The sequence below is a fragment of the Pseudomonas sp. IT-P260 genome (genome assembly GCF_949768395.1).
GTDB lineage: Bacteria > Pseudomonadota > Gammaproteobacteria > Pseudomonadales > Pseudomonadaceae > Aquipseudomonas > Aquipseudomonas parakoreensis.
In genome coordinates this window covers 15784-35031 of the sequence record NZ_CATKPO010000003.1, presented here as the reverse complement: position 1 = coordinate 35031, position 19248 = coordinate 15784, and the positions used below count along the sequence as shown (strand labels likewise).

15 protein-coding genes are annotated in these 19248 nt (G+C 60.9%); 7 read left to right on the top strand and 8 right to left on the bottom strand.

What is annotated here, in order from left to right:
• The first annotated feature begins 37 nt into the window (after positions 1–37).
• A complete protein-coding gene (gene acnB / locus ACM6HV_RS02290) occupies positions 38–2647 on the top strand; it encodes a bifunctional aconitate hydratase 2/2-methylisocitrate dehydratase (protein ID WP_047293641.1) in 2610 nt (869 codons plus the stop codon).
• 161 nt (positions 2648–2808) lie between these two features.
• Here acnB and ACM6HV_RS02285 read toward each other — a convergent pair whose 3' ends face one another.
• The 3 genes from ACM6HV_RS02285 to ACM6HV_RS02275 form a co-directional block, all read right to left on the bottom strand.
• On the bottom strand, positions 2809–4461 hold the full coding sequence (locus tag ACM6HV_RS02285) for a SulP family inorganic anion transporter (RefSeq protein WP_414903307.1): 1653 nt from the start codon (positions 4459–4461) through the stop codon (positions 2809–2811).
• Between the two features lie 80 nt (positions 4462–4541).
• Positions 4542–5822 (bottom strand): HAAAP family serine/threonine permease, encoded by a 1281-nt coding sequence (locus tag ACM6HV_RS02280; RefSeq protein ID WP_041067380.1) that lies wholly within the window; start codon positions 5820–5822, stop codon positions 4542–4544.
• Positions 5823–6073: 251 nt separating this feature from the next.
• Positions 6074–6244, bottom strand: coding sequence for a hypothetical protein (locus ACM6HV_RS02275; RefSeq protein WP_186448472.1), 171 nt, complete (start codon positions 6242–6244; stop codon positions 6074–6076).
• Between the two features lie 473 nt (positions 6245–6717).
• Here ACM6HV_RS02275 and ACM6HV_RS02270 point away from each other — a divergent pair, with 473 nt between their 5' ends.
• The 4 genes from ACM6HV_RS02270 (at position 6718) to ACM6HV_RS02255 (ending at position 10280) form a co-directional block, all read left to right on the top strand.
• Positions 6718–7101, top strand: coding sequence for a tautomerase family protein (locus tag ACM6HV_RS02270; RefSeq protein ID WP_414903305.1), 384 nt, complete (start codon positions 6718–6720; stop codon positions 7099–7101).
• A 195-nt stretch (positions 7102–7296) separates the two neighbouring features.
• Positions 7297–8265, top strand: coding sequence for a 2-hydroxyacid dehydrogenase (locus tag ACM6HV_RS02265; protein WP_145595525.1), 969 nt, complete (start codon positions 7297–7299; stop codon positions 8263–8265).
• Between the two features lie 157 nt (positions 8266–8422).
• Positions 8423–9490 (top strand): phosphotransferase family protein, encoded by a 1068-nt coding sequence (locus ACM6HV_RS02260; RefSeq protein WP_108182993.1) that lies wholly within the window; start codon positions 8423–8425, stop codon positions 9488–9490.
• 22 nt (positions 9491–9512) lie between these two features.
• A complete protein-coding gene (locus tag ACM6HV_RS02255) occupies positions 9513–10280 on the top strand; it encodes an SDR family oxidoreductase (RefSeq protein ID WP_414903302.1) in 768 nt (255 codons plus the stop codon).
• Positions 10281–11320: 1040 nt separating this feature from the next.
• Here the strand turns inward: ACM6HV_RS02255 and ACM6HV_RS02250 are convergent.
• From ACM6HV_RS02250 to ACM6HV_RS02230, 5 genes are all read right to left on the bottom strand, one after another.
• Positions 11321–11578: a DUF1652 domain-containing protein gene (locus tag ACM6HV_RS02250; RefSeq protein ID WP_041073283.1), complete on the bottom strand. Its 258-nt coding sequence runs from the start codon at positions 11576–11578 to the stop codon at positions 11321–11323.
• 134 nt (positions 11579–11712) lie between these two features.
• A complete protein-coding gene (locus ACM6HV_RS02245) occupies positions 11713–13209 on the bottom strand; it encodes a helix-turn-helix transcriptional regulator (RefSeq protein ID WP_041073285.1) in 1497 nt (498 codons plus the stop codon).
• Positions 13210–13395: 186 nt separating this feature from the next.
• Positions 13396–14289, bottom strand: coding sequence for a LysR substrate-binding domain-containing protein (locus ACM6HV_RS02240; RefSeq protein WP_095668952.1), 894 nt, complete (start codon positions 14287–14289; stop codon positions 13396–13398).
• Between the two features lie 6 nt (positions 14290–14295).
• Positions 14296–16509 carry a molybdopterin cofactor-binding domain-containing protein gene (locus ACM6HV_RS02235; RefSeq protein WP_414903299.1) on the bottom strand — a complete coding sequence of 738 codons (2214 nt, stop codon included), beginning with the start codon at positions 16507–16509 and terminating at the stop codon, positions 14296–14298.
• Positions 16509–16973 (bottom strand): (2Fe-2S)-binding protein, encoded by a 465-nt coding sequence (locus ACM6HV_RS02230; protein WP_041073291.1) that lies wholly within the window; start codon positions 16971–16973, stop codon positions 16509–16511. Before ACM6HV_RS02230 ends, ACM6HV_RS02235 begins: the two co-directional genes overlap by 1 nt.
• 118 nt (positions 16974–17091) lie before the next feature.
• Between ACM6HV_RS02230 and ACM6HV_RS02225 the strand changes: the two genes are divergently transcribed.
• Together ACM6HV_RS02225 and ACM6HV_RS02220 are read left to right on the top strand one after the other, a co-directional pair.
• Complete coding sequence (locus ACM6HV_RS02225) at positions 17092–17982, top strand: LysR substrate-binding domain-containing protein (protein ID WP_198758962.1); 891 nt, start codon at positions 17092–17094, stop codon at positions 17980–17982.
• Positions 17983–18314: 332 nt separating this feature from the next.
• Positions 18315–19244 (top strand): amidohydrolase family protein, encoded by a 930-nt coding sequence (locus ACM6HV_RS02220; RefSeq protein ID WP_086792694.1) that lies wholly within the window; start codon positions 18315–18317, stop codon positions 19242–19244.
• Positions 19245–19248: the final 4 nt, after the last annotated feature.

Genomic DNA, 19248 nt, shown 5'->3' with positions numbered 1-19248 from the left:
GGACACCCATTTGGGACCACTGATGAGGGTAATAACTGTGCTTGAAGCCTACCGCAAACATATCGAAGAGCGTGCAGCCCTGGGTATCGTTCCCCAGCCGCTTAACGCCGAACAAACTGCAGGCCTGGTCGAGCTGCTGAAGAATCCTCCGGCTGGCGAAGAAGCTTTCCTCGTTGACCTGATCACCAATCGCGTACCACCAGGAGTGGACGAAGCCGCTTACGTCAAAGCCGGTTTCCTGTCGGCCCTGGCCAAAGGCGAAGTCACCTCCCCTCTGCTGGACAAGAAGCGCGCTGTAGAACTGCTCGGCACCATGCAGGGCGGCTACAACATCGTGACCCTGGTTGAACTGCTGGACAACGCCGAACTGGCGCCAGTGGCTGCCGAAGAACTCAAGCACACCCTGCTGATGTTCGATGCCTTCCACGACGTGGCTGAAAAAGCCAAGAACGGCAACGTTCACGCCAAAGCCGTGCTGCAATCCTGGGCTGACGGCGAGTGGTTCAAGAAGCGCCCTGTGCTGGCCGACAAGATCAGCCTGCGCGTGTTCAAGGTCACCGGCGAAACCAACACCGACGACCTGTCCCCGGCACCAGACGCCTGGTCGCGTCCTGATATCCCGCTGCACGCCCTGGCCATGCTGAAAATGGCCCGTGACGGCATCGTTCCGGACGAGCAAGGCAAGACCGGCCCGATGAAGCAGATCGAAGAAATGCGCGGTCAAGGCTTCCCGATCGCCTACGTCGGTGACGTGGTCGGTACCGGTTCCTCGCGTAAATCGGCAACCAACTCGGTGCTGTGGTTCTTCGGTGACGACATCCCTTACGTGCCGAACAAGCGCGCTGGCGGTTTCTGCTTCGGCAGCAAAATCGCTCCGATCTTCTACAACACCATGGAAGATGCCGGCGCACTGCCGATCGAGTTCGACGTGTCGAACATGAACATGGGCGACGTGATCGACCTGTACCCGCACGCCGGCAAAGTCTGCAAGCACGGTACCGACGAAGTCATCACCACCTTCGAAATGAAGACCCCTGTGCTGCTGGACGAAGTCCGTGCCGGCGGTCGTATCCCGCTGATCATCGGCCGTGGCCTGACCGAGAAGGCGCGCGCCGAACTGGGTCTGCCTGCGTTCGACCTGTTCAAGAAGCCGGAAGCACCGGCTGAAAGCACCAAGGGCTTCACCCTGGCGCAGAAAATGGTCGGCAAGGCGTGCGGTCTGGCAGAAGGCAAAGGCGTTCGTCCTGGCACCTACTGCGAACCGAAAATGACCACCGTAGGTTCTCAGGACACCACCGGTCCAATGACCCGTGACGAACTGAAAGACCTGGCGTGCCTGGGCTTCTCCGCTGATCTGGTGATGCAGTCCTTCTGCCACACCGCGGCGTATCCGAAGCCGATCGACGTGACTACCCACCACACCCTGCCTGACTTCATCATGACCCGCGGCGGTGTTTCCCTGCGTCCGGGCGACGGTATCATCCACTCGTGGCTGAACCGCATGCTGCTGCCGGACACCGTCGGTACCGGTGGTGACTCGCACACCCGTTTCCCGATGGGCATCTCGTTCCCGGCCGGTTCCGGTCTGGTCGCGTTCGCCGCTGCCACCGGTGTCATGCCGCTGGACATGCCGGAATCGATCCTGGTGCGCTTCAAAGGCAAAATGAAACCTGGCATCACCCTGCGTGACCTGGTTCATGCCATTCCTTACTTCGCCATCCAGAACGGTCTGCTGACCGTCGAGAAGAAAGGCAAGAAAAACGCCTTCTCCGGCCGCATCCTGGAAATCGAAGGCCTGGAAGGTCTGACCCTGGAACAGGCATTCGAACTGTCCGACGCCTCGGCCGAACGTTCGGCTGCCGGTTGCACCATCAAGCTGTCGAAAGAGTCGATCACCGAGTACCTGCAGTCCAACATCACCCTGCTGCGCTGGATGATCGGCGAAGGCTACGGCGATGCACGTACCCTGGAACGTCGTGCGCAAGCGATGGAAGCCTGGATCGCCAACCCGCAACTGATGGAAGCCGATGCCGACGCCGAATACGCCGAAATCATCGAAATCGATCTGGCCGACATCAACGAGCCGGTACTGTGCGCGCCGAACGATCCGGACGACGCCCGTCTGCTGTCCAGCGTCGCTGGCGAGAAGATCGACGAAGTGTTCATCGGTTCGTGCATGACCAACATCGGTCACTTCCGCGCTGCCGGTAAACTGCTGGATCAGGTCAAGGGTCAGCTGCCAACCCGTCTGTGGCTGTCGCCGCCGACCAAAATGGACGCTCACCAACTGACCGAAGAAGGCTACTACGGCATCTACGGCAAGGCCGGCGCGCGCATGGAAATGCCAGGCTGCTCGCTGTGCATGGGTAACCAGGCACGCGTTGAGCCGAACAGCACCGTGGTCTCGACGTCGACCCGTAACTTCCCGAACCGTCTGGGCGACGGCGCGAACGTCTACCTGGCTTCGGCCGAACTGGCATCCGTGGCTTCGATCCTGGGTCGCCTGCCGACCGTCGAGGAGTACATGGAATACGCTGGCAAGATCGACAGCATGGCGGCCGATGTTTACCGCTACCTGTCCTTCGACCAGATCGCCGAGTTCCGTGAAGCGGCTGCGAACGCCAAGATTCCGGTCGTTCAAGCCTAACGCTGCAACGCAATGAAAAAACGCCGCCCATCGTGAGATGTGCGGCGTTTTTTTTATGCGTGCTCTGTTCCACATCATTCCTTGTAGGAGCTGCCGAAGGCTGCGATCTTTTGATCCTGCTTTTTAAGATCAAGAGCAAAGATCGCAGCCTTCGGCAGCTCCTACAGGGAGGCGTCAGGTTTAAAGGCTTGCTGCACCGCCCCATCGACGCTCAGCCCGCTGAGTATCACCCCGTTGGCCGTTACCTCCGGCAACGCCTCCAACGCGACCAGCGCTTCCTGTTTGAGCCGCGCCAGAATCAGCCGCTTGCCCTCCTGATGCACCCGCAGGAAAAACGCCTGCATCGCCTCGATACTGGTGCCGTCCAGGTCCGGGGTTTCCTCCAGACTGAGGATCACCGTGTGCAGCGGCACTTGCGAATGACGAATCAAATGCAGCGCCGCACCGAGAATCCGCTCCACATTGGCAAAGAACAATGCCTCACTGGGCCGCACAATCAGCACTCCCGGCTCAACCGTCGCCGTTGGATGTCGCTGCAAATCGACAAAATCGTGCCCGCCGTCGATTCGCCCGAGCACCTGAATGTCCGCCGCCGACATCTGTTTGAGCATCAGCAACACGCTGATCGCCACCGACACCAGCAAGCCGTCGAGAATGCCCAGCACCAGCACCGCCCCCACCGCGCACATCACCAGCAGCCGATCCCGGCGCCAGACGAAGTAGCGCCCCAGCGGCTGCAGACTCAAGCCACGCGCCAGCGCATGAATCACGATGGCCGCCAGAATCGGCTCCGGCGTCAGGGCGATCCACGGCAATACCGTCAGCACGATCACCAGCACCACCAGCGCCGCCACGCCACCGGCCCAGCGTGACGTCGCCCCGGCTGCCTCGTTCGCCGACGTCGCCGAATACCCGGCCCCCGCCGGCATGCCATGGAACAATCCGGACAACAGATTCGAGGCCCCCAGCGCCAGCAGATCACGGTTGGAGGTCACACGATCACCGTGTTTGAGGGCGAACGCACTGATCGAGCCGTACGACTCTGCATACAGAATCATCACCAGCGCGAACCCCACCTCCCCCAGCCGCAGCCAGTCGGCAAACGGCAGCACCGGCAGGTTCGGTACTTCCATGCTCAGGTCGATCAAGCCGATCAACTTCACACCGTGGGCCGGCAGGTTCAACCATTGTCCGGCGACGATACCGATCACTACCACCAGCAAACCGCCGGGCACCCGTGGAAAACGGGAGAACAGGCTCAACAACAGCAGAGCCACCGCAGCGACAGCCGCCGCCGGCCAGTTCCATTGCGGCAGTTGTTCGAGCAATTGCGGGGCGAAGCGCACCAGATTGGCGTCGGTCAGGTGCACGCCGACCACGCTGGCGACCTGTTTGAGGATGATCGTCAGCGCCAGGCCGAAGGCGAAACCGCGCAATACCGGTTTGGCGATAAACGAGGTGACGCTGCCGAAACGAAAGATCCCCGCCAGCAAGAACAGCCCACCGGTGACCAGTACCAAGCCGACCGCCAGCGTCGCGCGTAACTGCGGGTCGCCATTGGCCATGGTCGCGGTGGTCGCCGCCAGCACCGCCGCTGACGAAGACGTGGCCGAGACAATGGCAAAGCGGCTGGTGCCAAACAGCCCGTAGCAGAGCAATCCGGCAAACAGGGCAATCACGCCGGCCTGCGGCGCCAGCGCGGCGATGGTCGAATAAGCGACCGCTTCGGGCAAGAGCAGCCCGGCAATCGACAGGCCGGCGAGGATGTCACGCCAGCGATTGGTGGGTTCTACCGGTTGGGCCGTACTCGACAATCCACTGTCTCCAGACGAAAAAAAGCCGCTGTGCGCATCACGCACAGCGGCCACTGTAGCTGAGTCTCCGGCGCTTTGGCTTACGCCGTCAGCGAATAAATCAACGCCGAAATCGCCACCAGACCTACGGCGGTGACAAACACGTTCGACGCCTGACCGCGATAGCGCGCCATCGCCGGTACTTTGCGGATCGCGTACATCGGCATCAGGAACAGAATCGCAGCGATCACCGGGCCACCGATGGTCTCGATCATCCCGAGAATGCTCGGGTTCAGGGTCGCGACGATCCAGCACACCACCAGCATGAACGCCGCCACGATGCGATCCAGCGCCTTGGCGCCCGGACGCTTGCCGCTCTTGACGATCAGGCCCTTGAGGCCTTCGCTGGCGCCGATGTAGTGACCGAGAAACGACTTGGAGATCGCCACAAACGCAATCAACGGCGCCGCGAACGCGATGGTCGGGTTGCTGAAGTGGTTGGCCAGGTACGACAGGATCGACAGGTTCTGCGCCTTGGCTTCGGCCAGTTGTTCCGGCGACAGGGTCAGCACGCAACTGAAGACGAAGAACAGCACCATCACCACCATCAACAGGTGGGCGCGGCAGAGGATCTGCGAGCTGCGCTGATCAGCGTTGACACCGTAGCGACGCTTCTGATCCACCGCAAACGCCGAGATGATCGGCGAGTGGTTGAACGAAAACACCATGACCGGAATCGCCAGCCACAGTGTGTGCAGCAACGCCGACGGTGCCGGCACTTGCGAGGCGGTGGTGAGAATGCCGCCGTTCCAGTGCGGAATCAGGTACACCGCGAGGAACAGCAGCGCAACGATGAACGGATACACCATCAGGCTCATCGCCTTGACGATGGCCTGCTCGCCGCAACGCACAACGGCGAGCAGGCCGAGGATCAACACGAACGACAGCAGCGCGCGCGGTGGCGGCGTGATGTGCAGTTGGTGTTCAAGGAAACTGGCGACCGTGTTGGTCAGGCCGACGCTGTAGATCAGCAGGATCGGGAAGATGGCGAAGAAGTACAGCAGGGTAATCAGCGCACCGGCCTTGATGCCGAAATGCTGCTCGACCACGTCAGTGATGTCGGCGCCTTCGCGACCGGAGAGGACGAAGCGGGTCAGGCCTCGGTGGGCAAAGAACGTCATCGGGAAGGCCAGCAGCGCGAGGATCACCAGCGGCCAGAAGCCACCCAGACCGGCGTTGATCGGCAAAAACAGGGTACCGGCGCCAATGGCCGTCCCGAACAGTCCCAACATCCACGTGGTGTCATGGCGATTCCAGCTCGACAGTTCAGCTGGTGCTGCCGCTTCATAGCGTTCGTCGACGCTATTGGCCTGATCATTCATCCGGTCGGATCTCCGCATTCCGGTCACTTGCCACTCGGTCGGGACGCGTCGGAAAAAACCGACAGACATGCTCCGGCCGAAACAGGGGCGCGATTCTCCGTGATAAATGAGCAGAAGCAAAGACTTAGCTGAGGAATGGTTGTACGGAGCAGATCAGCGGGTTGTCGTTTTCGGGAAAATAGCTGTCGGCTTCGGATACGTGAAATGTCGTTTTTCGACAAGTTTCAGCGACAACTCCACCGGCAAGACGATCAGATTGATCGAGCGAGGAGAAATCCGAGTGACATGCAAAACAGGCCGAACGCCAGCATTCCCCAGATTGGGTACATATCGCCCTTGTTTTTGATGCGCATTCTTTCTTCCCACTCATCGTGCTCACGTTCCAGCTCTTCCATTCTGGCTTTACGATCATAGGTACTCATGTGAATTTTCCTTTTTGGGGTCATGGTCTGACAGTTGTGGAACGCGAACATCAGAACTTGAAGAAAACGCCTGCTACTGCGGTGATTGCTGTCACCACCCCAGCCAATACTGCGAGCGGATACAAATCCTTCTCTCTATTAAGCTTTTTTCTCCTCCGCCGTTAGCTTTTTTCTCTCGGCTACAAGCTTTCTTGACTCATTCTCCAGCCTGTCGAGTTCCAGATTTTCCAGATCGTTCTTGAGCATTCGCCTTCCTTAGCTATTGCAGTCACTGCCCGAGCTGCTTTGTGCCTCATGATTGCTTGTTCATCATCATTCGGGTAGCAGACGCATCTGCCAAATTCGTAGGCAAAATCCGCGAAAAACGTAGGTAGCCTCGTACAAAAACAACGGCGAGCACATCACCCCAAATTTTCAATCTGGCCGACATGTTCTAGCGTGAGAGGAGTCCCCTGCCCACGGAGTCTTTGCCCATGCCCCTCGTCCGCGTCGAAATCAAACAGCACTCTGATCCCACCTTCGCCAAACGCATCGGCGAGCAGATCTACGCCGCCATGCGCAGCACCATCAACGTGCCGGAGCACGACAACTTCCAGATCCTCAACGAGCACGACGGCGAGCATTTCATCTTCGATCCGCAGTACCTGGGCATCCAGCGCAGCGATGGGTTGGTGATCATCCAGATCACCCTCAATGAAGGCCGGACGCTGGAGCAGAAAAAAGCCCTGTACCAGACCATCGCGCACAGCCTGAACAGCCAACTGGGCATTCGCCTGGAAGACGTGTTCATCAATCTGGTGGAGGTCAAAAAGGAGAATTGGTCGTTCGGCAACGGCATCGCCCAATACGCCAGTTGACTGGACTCGTTGGCGCCTTCGTGCAGCCGATCAACGATACCGGGGCGAGCTTCTGACGAAGCGCCCGCGCGCTCCCCGTTTCAGCTCCTACACTGGCTGAAGCGGGGCTGCGGCCGTGATTGCCAAACTGCTCTGGAATCAGCACTCTGACACGATATTCGCGACCGAACCGCCATTGATCACAGGAGCCGCGCAATGCCCGCCACCGTTCTGGTACTGGTTGAAACCATCAATGACTATCTGCCGATTCTCGAGCATCAGGGCTTTCATCTGATCCTCGCGCCAACCCCTGCCGAACGCGCGCAAGCCATCGCCACCCACGGGGCACGGATCGACGCTGTACTGACTCGTGGCCCGCTGGGCCTGACCGCCGAGGAAATCGCCGCCCTGCCGGCGCTGAAGATCATCACCGTGATCGGTGCCGGTTACGAACACGTCGACCTGCAGGCCGCCAGCGATCGCGGGATTACCGTGACCAACGGCGCCGGGGTCAACGCCTCGTCGGTGGCCGACCATGCCCTGGCCATGCTGCTGGCACTGGTACGCGACATTCCGCGCTGCGACGCGGCGGTGCGCCGGGGTGAATGGCCGAAGATCATGCGCCCGTCGCTGGCCAATAAACGCCTGGGGATTCTCGGCCTGGGGGCGGTGGGCATGGCGATTGCCAAGCGTGCTCACCTTGGTTTCGACATGCAGATCAGCTACCACAACCGGCAGCTGCGCAGTGATGTGCCCTATGCGTTCTGCTCCACGCCGACCGAACTGGCGCGGGCCTCGGATTTTCTGATCGTCGCCACGCCGGGCGGGATTGGCACCCAGCATCTGGTGACGCGCCCGGTACTTGATGCTCTGGGCCCGACCGGTTTCATCGTCAATATCGCCCGGGCCAGCGTGATCGCCACGGCGGAGTTGATCAGCGCACTCGAGCAACGACGGATTGCCGGGGCTGCGCTGGACGTGTTCGATCACGAACCGCAGGTGCCCGATGCGCTGAAAACCCTGAACAATGTGATTCTCACGCCGCATGTCGCCGGTCTGTCGCCGGAAGCCACACAAGGTACGGTGGAACTGGTGGGGAAAAACCTGATGGCATTCTTTTCGGGGCAACCGGTGCTGACGCCCGTCATCCTGCCACCGAGACTCAACAACCAGCGCGTGCATTAACAAGCGCCGGCAGTGCCCTGCTGCCGGCGCCTATTCGAAACGCTGATTATCCTGCAACACGCTAACCTATAAGACCGCTGCGCGCTTGTGGCCGCCCTGGTGCGCCATTAGATTAGCCAATGATGTCTGGCCTCCAAAATAAGCAGAAGGGATAAGCATGGCGCTTACTGACCAGTCCACCCGTATCCGCTCTGGCGAAGAACTCGATGCCAGCCTGATCGACCCGTACCTCAAGGCGCACATTCCGGGCCTGACCGGCACGCCGCAGATCAGCCAGTTTCCCGGCGGTGCGTCGAACCTGACGTACCTGCTGGAATACCCGGACCAGGAATTTGTCCTGCGCCGTCCGCCGTTCGGCCACAAGGCCAAATCCGCCCATGACATGGGCCGCGAATTCCGCATCCTCAATCAACTGCGCGACGGTTTCCCCTACTGCCCGAAAGCCTACGTGCACTGCACCGACGAGTCGGTGATCGGTGCCGAGTTCTATGTGATGGAGCGGGTCAAGGGCATCATCCTGCGCTCCGACCTGCCGCCAGAACTGGGCCTTGATGCAGCCAGGACCGAAGCACTGTGCAAGAGCTTCATCGACCGTTTCGTCGAACTGCACCGGGTTGACTACAACGCCTGCGGCCTCGGCGATCTGGGCAAGCCGGAAGGTTACGTCGCCCGTCAGATCAAGGGCTGGAGCGAACGTTACGAAAAAGCCCTGACCCCGGATGCGCCGCACTGGGAAAAGGTCAAGGCCTGGCTCAATGACAAGATGCCGGCCGACCATCCGACCTCAAGCATCGTCCACAACGACTACCGTTTCGACAACGTGATCCTCGACCCGGACAACCCGATGCAGATCATCGGCGTGCTCGACTGGGAACTGACCACCCTCGGCGATCCGCTGATGGACCTGGGCAACACCCTCGCCTACTGGATTCAGGCCGATGACCCGGCCCCCGTGCAACTGATGCGCCGCCAGCCCAGCCACGCTCCGGGCATGCTGAGCCGCCGCGAGTTCGTCGATTACTACGCCGAACGCTCGGGCATCCGCATCGACAATTTCGACTTCTACTACACCTACGGCCTGTTCCGCCTGGCCGGCATCGTGCAGCAGATCTACTACCGCTTCTACCACGGCCAGACTCAGGACAAACGCTTCGCGCAGTTCATTCACATGAACAAACTGCTGGAGCACATGAGCCTGCAGGTCATTGCAAAATCGAGCCTCTGACGGCCCACACCAAGGAACCCCCATGTCCAAGACTCAGTTGTTCGACCTCGACGGCAAAATCGCCTTCGTCTCCGGCGCCAGCCGCGGCATCGGTGAAGCCATCGCCAAACTGCTGGCCCAGCAAGGCGCCCACGTGATCGTCTCAAGCCGCAAGCTCGAAGGTTGCCAGCATGTCGCCGACGCGATCATTGCCGCTGGCGGCAAAGCCACCGCCGTGGCCTGCCACATCGGTGAAATGGAACAGATCAGCCAGGTATTCGCCGGGATCAAGGAACAGTTCGGCCGCCTCGATATCCTGGTGAACAACGCCGCGACCAACCCGCAGTTCTGCAACGTGCTGGACACCGACCTGAGCGCATTCCAGAAGACCGTCGACGTGAACATCCGCGGCTACTTCTTCATGTCGGTAGAAGCCGGCAAGCTGATGCGCGAAAACGGTGGCGGCAGCATCATCAACGTCGCGTCGATCAACGGTATTTCACCGGGGATCTTCCAGGGCATCTATTCGGTGACCAAAGCGGCAGTGATCAACATGACCAAGGTCTTCGCCAAGGAATGCGCGCAATTCGGCATCCGCTGCAACGCCCTGCTGCCGGGCCTGACCGACACCAAATTCGCTTCGGCCTTGGTGAATAATGACGCGATCCTCAAGCAGGCACTGACGCAGATCCCGCTCAAGCGCGTGGCCGATCCGAGTGAAATGGCCGGGGCGGTGCTGTATCTGGCAAGTGATGCATCGAGCTACACCACCGGGGTTTCGCTGAATGTGGATGGTGGGTTCCTGTCCTGAACCAGACTTGCCTGTGTAGGAGCTGCCAAAGGCTGCGATCTTTGACTTTGAAGATCAAGATCAAAAGATCGCAGCCTTCGGCAGCTCCTACACAGGATTGAGCTCAGGCAATGACCTTATGCACCGCCAGCAAAGCCGCCCCAAGCTACTGCGTGACACACCGGGTGGTGGTGATATGGCGCGTGACCTGCTCGTCAACGTACATATCGCCAGACACCTGAGTGTTCTCCAGCGTCTGACAGGTACGCACCGGCGGTGGTGGTGGCGCAGCAGGAGGCGGTGGCGGAGGACTGGCGCAGCCGCTCAATAGCGCGACAGAGAAAGCCAGCGACAACGGCAGATACACGCGTTTCCCAGGATTATTCATAGGACGACCCGCGGTGAATGGAAGAGCCACTTCCGCTATCGCGCACGAATACCGCGGCTGACGGAAGACCTGACCACTCATTCTTTATAGCCGAACACCCTGCAAGCGCCAGTGAAATGGAGGGGGATGAGGGAATTGGCTGTCGATTTTGTGGAGCAGAATCTGTGAGGGAGGGTTACCTCAGCAAGCAATTTATTGACCGGAAGGCCGCCATCGCTGGCAAGCCAGCTCCCACAGTGAAATCGGGTGCCATCAGTTAGAGATTGGTCGGCTGGCAGGCCGCCTTCGCGAGCAGGCTCGCTCCCACAACTTTATTCGTTCACACCCCACGCGGCGAAGCCGCCCCACTCAACACAATGAGCGTTAGCTCGAGTACCGCTCTTGATCTGAGGGCCCGTCGGCAGGCTGAGTGGAGGGATTTATCCGGGGTGGGAGCGCAGCGACCGTTTGGCGCAGCCAAACACAGCGAGAGGAGGTGCAGCGAAGCAAACCGTAGGCGCTGCCCCCCGGATCAATCCCGGAGCGAAGGAACCCGAGCCTGAGCGAGGGCCGAACGTCAGGGTAAAGCCCTTTGGTTACTTTGGGGCTTTTGCCAAAGTGACCCGCCGTAAGGGCGGAACCCTGATCAGCAACACCCGCAGTAACGGATCCACACCCAAAACAGCCAAAAACCCTAAGCCATATCCGGATCCCGAGCAGCCCGCAAAGAATTACTCTCCAACTCATACCGCAACTCATCAATCAACGCCGCCACAGCCTCCGGCGTACGCAACTCATTGAGCTTCAACCCGCTGATCACCAGATCCACCTGTCCCGACTCCCGGTGATACAACTTCACCGTCAGCGAATGATCCCCATCCACTGAACACTCGCACGCCAATGGCGAGAAACTCTGCTCAAGGCTGGCGCGCAACTGCGCAAGATTCATCATGGAGCTTGTTCCTTTAGCTGTTTCGAAGGGAGACGATCCCAAGCCAACAGGCTTGTATCGCACCCCACCAGACTAAGAACTGCCCCACCACGCCAGAACCTGCATTTGCACCTCATCGATTAGTGCATTTGCACCTACCGCTGCCCCTTGGCGCCGCGTTCGCCGGAAAACAGACCCCGCTCCCGCGCCCACACAATCGCCTCGCTGCGACTGTGCACATCGAGCTTGGAATACACCGTCGCCACATGATTGCGCACGGTATTGGGTGCCAGCTTCAACCGGGCGGCGATCTCCTTGTCGGCCAACCCCTCGCAGATCAGCCCCAGCACGTCGCGCTCACGCGCCGTCAGGTCAGTGAACGACACGCTCGGCAGCTGCGGCGAGTTGACCTTCTTCACATTCGCCAGTTTTTCGATCAGCGTCCGGCTGAACCACGAAGCATCCTTCATCACCTCTTCGATCGCCGCCACCAGCTCCAGCTCGGTGCGCTTGCGTTCGGTGATGTCCATCAGCACCAGCAGATAGCACGGCGTGTCCTGAATGTTCACGGTGTCAGCCGACACCGCGCACTCCAGCAGCTCTGCATCCTTCCTGCGCACGCGCACGTCGACCCGATCAATCCGACCGCTTTTGGCCAGGGCGTTCAGCAGCCGGGCCCGCGCACCATCGTCATCGATGAAATGCAGCTGGGTCACGGTTTTGCCCACCACCTCGTCGCTGTCGTAGGCGAGGGTGTCGAGGAACGCCTGATTGACATCAATCACCTGCTGCTCGTCAGCACTGCAGATCAGAATCGGCACCGGGGTCAGGCGGAACGCCTTGGCGAAGCGTTCCTCACTCTGACGCAGCGCCACTTCCGCCTTGTGCCGCAGCTCCATGTCGACGAAGGAAAACAGCATGCAATCCTCATCATTGAGCACCAACGGTTGCCCGGCGACGATCACTTGCTTGCTGCCGCCATCGGGCAGACGCAGTTGAGCCTGCATCTGTGGAATGGTCGCCACATCGCGCAGACGCTGGATCGCCAGATCCTTTTTCTCAGCCTGATCGAAGACATCGATTTCATAGGCCGAGGTACCGATCACCTGATCGCGGGTGTAACCGGTCATCTCCAGAAACCCCGGATTAACCTTGATGTAACGCAAGTCGCTGAGGCGGCAGATCACCGCCGGCGCCGGGTTGGCATTGAAGGTCTTTTCGAAGCGCTGCTCGGCATTGGCCCAATCGGTGACGTCGCTCATGATCAGCACCAGCGACTCCGGCTGCCCTTCGCGGTCGGTCAGTACCATGCTGCGCACACTGTGCACCCAGACGCGTTCCGGGTCATCCATGGCAGACATTTCGACCAACAGGTCGCTGAATACCTCACACCGTGCGACGCGGCTGATCGGATAGTTCTCGGGCGGCAACAGGTGGTTGTTGCGATAACGCAGCGTGAAACGCTTGGCATACTCATCGGCATTAGTGCCCAGCTCGCCGATCCGGCTGACACCGTGCATGGCCAGTGCTGCCTCGTTGGCCCAGAGGATGCTCTGATCGAGCTCCAGCAGAATCACCCCGTCGGACAGCCCGGCGATAATCTGCTGCAACTGGCGACGATTGGTTTCAGTGGTCAGGACTTCCTGGCTCATTGGATCTCCACAGGGAATGCGCGTGTGAAGATTACGACCGCAGGCGTTCGTGATCGTGCCGAACATAAATATGCGCCCCACCACAGTCCCCTGTGGGAGCGAGCTTGCTCGCGAATACGGTATTTCTTTCAAAGAATCTGTCGGCTGACACACCGCCTTCGCGAGCAAGTTCGCTCCCACAAGGGATCAAGGTTGATCTGAGGTTTCCACCAGCTCGCGCAACGTATCGAGAAACAGCCTGAGCACCGGCGAAGCATCATCGGCGCGGTAAGTCGCGTACAGCGGCACTTCCGGCAGCGCCGGCGTCAGCCTGCGAAACACCAGCCCTGCCGGCGCCAGTTGCTCGATCGAAGCCGGCAGCAGCGCCACTCCGAACCCGGCGCGCACCAGGCTGAGCAGCGTCTGTACTTCGATCACCTGCTGGCGGATCTGCGGGGTGAACCCGGCCTGAACGCAGCACTGATAAAGGAAGTTGGCAAACCGCGACTGCTTCAGTTCCAGCGCAACGAACGGTTCCTGCGCCAGATCCGCCGGAGCCAGTACTTCGCGCCTTGCCAGCGGATGATCAGCCGGCATCACCACGTGAATCGGCTCGTAGATCAGCAACTCGTTACGCAGCAACGGATCGTCATAACCGACCCGAAACACGCAGGCGTCTATACGTTTCTCTTTCAATGCCTTGACCTGCGCCGCCGGGGTCATTTCATGCAGGCGCCAGTTCACCTGCGGATAGCGCTCACGAAACAGATGCAGGGCCTTGGGCAGCACGCCGACCATCACCGAACTGATCATGCCGATTTCCAGTTCGCCGAGTTGCCCGCGCCCGGTCTGGCGGGTCAGGTCCAGTGCCCGTTCCAGTTGTTCGAACACCAGCGGCGCCTGCTCCTTGAGCATCTGCCCCGCGGCTGTCAGCTCGACCCGGTGATGACTGCGCTCGAACAGCGGCGTGCCCAACTCCTCCTCCAGCAGACGAATCTGCTGGCTCAGCGGCGGCTGGCAAATGTGCAGGCGCTCCGCAGCCCGACCGAAATGCAACTCATCGGCCAGGGCCATGAAGTACCGCAGCAGGCGCAGGTCCATGGCGGCTTACCCCAGGCTCAGCGGTGTCGACCGTTGGCGCACGCCGGTCAACGCAAACAAGGCGTTGGCAATCGCGGGTGCCACCGACGGACTGCCCAACTCGCCGACGCCACCGGGTTTGCCCGGCTCGCCATCCAGCACCACGATATCGGTGGCCGGCATGTCCGACATGCGGGTCACGCGGTAGTCGTGAAAATTGCTCTGCACCACCCTACCCTGTTGGATGTCGAGCCGGTCGAACAACGCATGACCCAGGCCCCACATCAGGCCGCCGTAGATCTGCTCCTCGACGCCGCCGGGCGACACGGCCAGACCGCAGTCGACCACACACGTCAGCTTCTCGACTTTCGGTTTGCCATCGACCGTCGCGACCCGCGCCACCACGGCGATAAAACTGCTGTAACCCTGAAAGGTCGCAATGCCCAGCGCGGTGCCGGGCGGCAACGGCTGGCCCCACCCGGCGCGTTCGCCAGCCTGTTTGAGCACCGCCACATGCCGTGGCCGCTCCTGCATGTTCGCCAGTCTGAAGGCCAACGGATCGGCGCCCGCCGCGTGGGCCAGTTCGTCCATGAAGCTTTCGATGGCGAACACGTTGGGAATGAAGCTCACCGAGCGATACCAGCCGCTGGGCACCTGGCTTTCGTGCTTGACCCAGTTCAACTGCAGATGCGGCGGACGATAGGCGAAGTCCCACGCGGTGATCGCTTCGGTGGTGCTGTAATCCATGTGATCCGGGCGTTCGAAATAGCCCGGCTCCCACTGCTCCGGCGAGGCCGGTGACACCGCGTGCAGTTGCAGTGCGTTGAGTTTGCCTTGGGCATCCAGCGCACCTTTGACCCGGTGCAGCGTCGCCGGGTGATTGAAGAGTGCGTGCATTTCGTCTTCGCGGCTGTTGAGCAACTTCACCGGCACGCCGGTCTGTTGCGCCAGATACGCCACCTCGAACAACCAGTATTTGGCTTCCCGCGCACCGAAGCTGCCGCCGGACACCAGCTCATTGATAGTGACCTTGTTCTTGTCGATGCCGCATACGCTTTGCGCCGCTTCCAGCGCCGAAGACGGCACCTGCACGCCGCCCCAATAAGTGATCGAATTGTCCTGCACGTGCGCGGTGATGCAGATTGGCTCGAGCGGGTTCTGCACCTTGTACGGCATGCGGTAATCGGCTTCGATCAGCTGCGCCGCGACCGTCCATTGCGCATCGACATCACCACGCGTCATGGCCTTGATGGTTTGGCTGTTCGGGTCGGAAATAGCGGCCGCTTGCGCCGTGACCAGTTCCGCGCTGTCGAACCCGGCCAGTGGCGAATCGCTCCATTTGATCTCCAGCACTTTGCGGCCCTGCTGCGCCGCCCAGAACGTGTCGGCCAGCACCGCGACGCCTTCCAGATTGCCGCCGAGCACGTCCGGGCGCCCGGGGATTGCAAGCACCTGGCGCACGCCCGGTACCTGCAATGCCGCCGCCGAATCGACGCCGAGCACTTTCGCCCCGACTACTGGCGCGCGCTGAATCACCGCCACCAGCATCCCCGGCAACTGCACGTCGATGCTGTACTTGAAGCGCCCGCAGACCTTGGCCGCGGCATCGCGCTTGTGCCGCAGTTTGCCGATGTACTTGAACTGCGCCGGATCCTTCAGCGAGACCTTTTCCGGCACCGGCAGACGCGCCGCCACGCCGACCAGTTCGCCGTAGCCGAGGCTGCGTTTGCTGGGCAGATGAACCACCCGGCCTTCTTCGGTGCTGCAGCTGTCGGGGCTGACCTTCCATTGCTTTGCCGCCGCCGCGATCAGCAGCGCCCGCGCCGTGGCCCCGGCCATGCGCAAGCGCTCGTATTCGAGAGAAACACTGGTGCTGCCGCCGGTGGAAAAGACTTTCCAGACCGGGTGAATGTAGGTCTCGAAGAACGGATCTTCCGGGGTGATGACCTGCACGGTCATCGGGTTCACATCCAGCTCTTCGGCCACGCACGCGGCCAGCGCGGTTTGCGTGCCAGTGCCGGAATCGTGCTTGTGCACCACCAGTTTCATCGTGCCGTCGGGGAAGATCCGCACCCAGGCGTTGGGCTCGAATTCCGTGGCCGGCGCCGGGGTTTTCGAGTCGCTGGCGGCGCTACCGGATGGCAGATACAGAGCAATCGCCAGGCCCGAAGCGACCGTCGCTGCTTGCTTGAGAAACACCCGGCGGGACGGTTCGAGCAAGGTGTCGTCGCGCAGGCTCATCACGCCTCCTTCGGCGCGTTCGCCGCGCGCTTGATCGCTTTGTTGATCCGCCCGTAAGTGCCGCAACGGCAGATATTCCCCGACATCGCATTGCGGATCGAATCGTCGGTCACTGCCGCGCCAGTGTTGAGCAGCGCGGCGGCGGACATGATCTGCCCGGATTGACAGTAGCCGCATTGCGGCACATCTTCGGCGACCCAGGCCAGTTGCAGCGGATGACTCTCACTCGGCGACAAGCCTTCGATGGTGGTGATGCTGTGACCCGCGACGGCGGCCAGCGGCAACTGGCAGGAACGCACCGCGACGCCGTCCAGATGCACGGTGCAGGCACCGCACAGGCCCATGCCGCAGCCGAATTTGGTGCCGGTGAGTTTCAGTTGATCACGCAGTACCCATAACAAGGGCATGGAGGGGGACGCTTCATCCAGCTCGCGTCGTTCGCCGTTAACCGTGAATGCGATCATTGTCAGGCTCCAAAAGAGCGGCCCGTCTTTGTGCGGGCCTGGTGACCGATTATTGGAACCCCGGGCAAACCGCGGCCAGCGACGATTTCTGCCAACCGCTGTAAGCAGGACTAACAACATGTACAAGCGATACCCGTCGGTGCAGTCCATGAGCGCGTTCATCCACGCGGCGCGCAGCGGCAGTTTTTCCAGTGCCGCGCGCAAACTTGATCTGACTCACAGCGCGATCAGCCAACAGATCCGCGCCCTCGAAGACTTCATCGGCCAGCCGTTGTTTGTGCGTGAAGGCGGCGGCAGCAACCTGACCGATGCCGGGCAGTTGTTTGCCAGCGTGCTGGCGGACGGGCTGGCGCAGATCGACCGGGCGCTGTCCTCGGTGAAAAACCGCAGCGTGGCGCAACGTCTGACATTGGACGTCGACAGCGAACTGGCACAAAGCTGGCTCAATCCGCGCCTGCCGGAATTGCTCGACGGACTGCCGGATTACGAGGTGACGCTGTTGTCGATGCCGCGCAGTGATCGCAGCAGCTTCGAGCGGGTGGATCTGGCGTTGCGTTACGGCTATGGCGATTGGGATGACTGCGAGATGACGCAGATCTGCGGCGATCGGGTGCTGGCGGTGGCTTCGCCGGCGTTGCTTGAGCGCTGTGGTTTGCAGTTGCCGTTGAGCCCGGCGCAGATTCTTGAACTGCCGTTGTTGGGTTATACGCGGCGCTCGTGGATACCGTGGCTGGATGCGGCCGGAATGCCCCCGGTGGAGCCAGCGGCGCGGGTGATTTTCGATAATGCGGCCAACCTGATTGCGGCTGCCGAAGCCGGGGTTGGCGCCGGGCTGGTGCGCGGTTTGCTCGCCGCCGATGCATTGCGCAGTGGGCGGCTGGTGGCGTTGAACGAGGCGCAGATTGCTGCGCATTACAACCTCTACGCGGTGTGGCCGCATGGGCAGGCTGAGCGGGTGGCGCCGGTGGTTGAGGTGATCAGGCAGTTGGCTTTGCATACGCAGCACTGACGCCTTCGCGAGCAGGCTCGCTCCCACAGTTTGACCGCATTTCTCCTGTTGGAATGCATTCCCCCTGTGGGAGCGAGCCTGCTCGCGAAGGGGTCGGCACAACCACCACAAAAACTCAAACCATATCGCCCAAGTATCACCACCGCGCCCAATTAATATTGTACGAACCCCTCCCCCCTTTCCAATACTCGCCCTCAGCAACCACCCACCCGGGCCGGATGCGAACAGGCGAGGGAATGCGCGAGTACTGCGCATAGAAATGGCCGATAGCCCGGGGCGTGGATGCCGAGAGCCGCAAGGCTCCCTTCCCCGCTATCAGGAGATCGACTTCAATGATCATCGATATCAGCTGCTATCCCACGGATCTCGTGGACCTCGCCTGGAGGCATGACGGTGACCCGTTCACCGGCGAGCGTTTGCTGGAGATGATGGATGGCCCGTACATGGTCAACGGCAAACCTCGCCGGATCGACAAAGCCTTCATCCAGCCGCCGCAGGGCAACACCATTTACACCTGGACCGACGGCGAACTCTCGGGCCGCGAATCCATCGACGCCTACATGGCCTACACCCTGAAAATGGTGCAGACCTACCCCGATCGTTTCATCGGCTGCTTCGTCTACAACCCGCGCTGCGGCGTGGAAAACGGCGTCGAGGCGATCGAGCGCTACGTCAAGCAACACGGTTTCAAGATGGTGCAGATGCAGGCCAACATGCACGCCTACCGGCCTGATCGTGCACTGGACTGGGTGCGCCCGTGCTTCGAGAAATGCGCCGAGCTGGGGATTCCGGTCAAGCTGCACACCGGCGACGGGCCGTACAGCATCCCGTCGGAATGGGTGCCGATGATCAAGGAATTCCCCAACGTGAATTTCATCATGGCCCACTTCGGCGTGCAGACCGGCGGGGTCTACGTGTTCGAACCGATGCAATGGGCGATGGAGCTGCCCAACGTGTACTGCGAATCGGGCTGGTGCCTGCAATCGCGGATCGTCGAGTTCGCCAAGGTCTTGCCAACGCACAAAATCCTGTTCGGCACCGACACCCCGCCGAACGAACCGGGCATGTGGCTGCGCCTGCTCGAAGTGCTGTGCCACGAGCCGCCGCAGGGCCTGAACCTCGACGAGGACACCCTCGAAGAGTATCTGGGCAACAACACCGCGCGGATGATCGGCCTCGAACCGACCCCGCCGCCGCGTTCCGTTTCCGAAGCAGAGGCGCAACTCAAGCGCCCCGTCACCACGCAACTGGCCAGGAGCTGAACCG

Excerpts from the sequence above, each read along its gene's own strand:
- ACM6HV_RS02280 (WP_041067380.1), bottom strand. The coding sequence starts at position 5,822 with ATGAATGATCAGGCCAATAGCGTCGACGAACGCTATGAAGCGGCAGCA.
- ACM6HV_RS02275 (WP_186448472.1), bottom strand. The coding sequence starts at position 6,244 with ATGAGTACCTATGATCGTAAAGCCAGAATGGAAGAGCTGGAACGTGAG.
- ACM6HV_RS02270 (WP_414903305.1), top strand. The coding sequence starts at position 6,718 with ATGCCCCTCGTCCGCGTCGAAATCAAACAGCACTCTGATCCCACCTTC.
- ACM6HV_RS02265 (WP_145595525.1), top strand. The coding sequence starts at position 7,297 with ATGCCCGCCACCGTTCTGGTACTGGTTGAAACCATCAATGACTATCTG.
- ACM6HV_RS02260 (WP_108182993.1), top strand. The coding sequence starts at position 8,423 with ATGGCGCTTACTGACCAGTCCACCCGTATCCGCTCTGGCGAAGAACTC.
- ACM6HV_RS02255 (WP_414903302.1), top strand. The coding sequence starts at position 9,513 with ATGTCCAAGACTCAGTTGTTCGACCTCGACGGCAAAATCGCCTTCGTC.
- ACM6HV_RS02250 (WP_041073283.1), bottom strand. The coding sequence starts at position 11,578 with ATGATGAATCTTGCGCAGTTGCGCGCCAGCCTTGAGCAGAGTTTCTCG.
- ACM6HV_RS02245 (WP_041073285.1), bottom strand. The coding sequence starts at position 13,209 with ATGAGCCAGGAAGTCCTGACCACTGAAACCAATCGTCGCCAGTTGCAG.
- ACM6HV_RS02240 (WP_095668952.1), bottom strand. The coding sequence starts at position 14,289 with ATGGACCTGCGCCTGCTGCGGTACTTCATGGCCCTGGCCGATGAGTTG.
- ACM6HV_RS02235 (WP_414903299.1), bottom strand. The coding sequence starts at position 16,509 with ATGAGCCTGCGCGACGACACCTTGCTCGAACCGTCCCGCCGGGTGTTT.
- ACM6HV_RS02230 (WP_041073291.1), bottom strand. The coding sequence starts at position 16,973 with ATGATCGCATTCACGGTTAACGGCGAACGACGCGAGCTGGATGAAGCG.
- ACM6HV_RS02225 (WP_198758962.1), top strand. The coding sequence starts at position 17,092 with ATGTACAAGCGATACCCGTCGGTGCAGTCCATGAGCGCGTTCATCCAC.
- ACM6HV_RS02220 (WP_086792694.1), top strand. The coding sequence starts at position 18,315 with ATGATCATCGATATCAGCTGCTATCCCACGGATCTCGTGGACCTCGCC.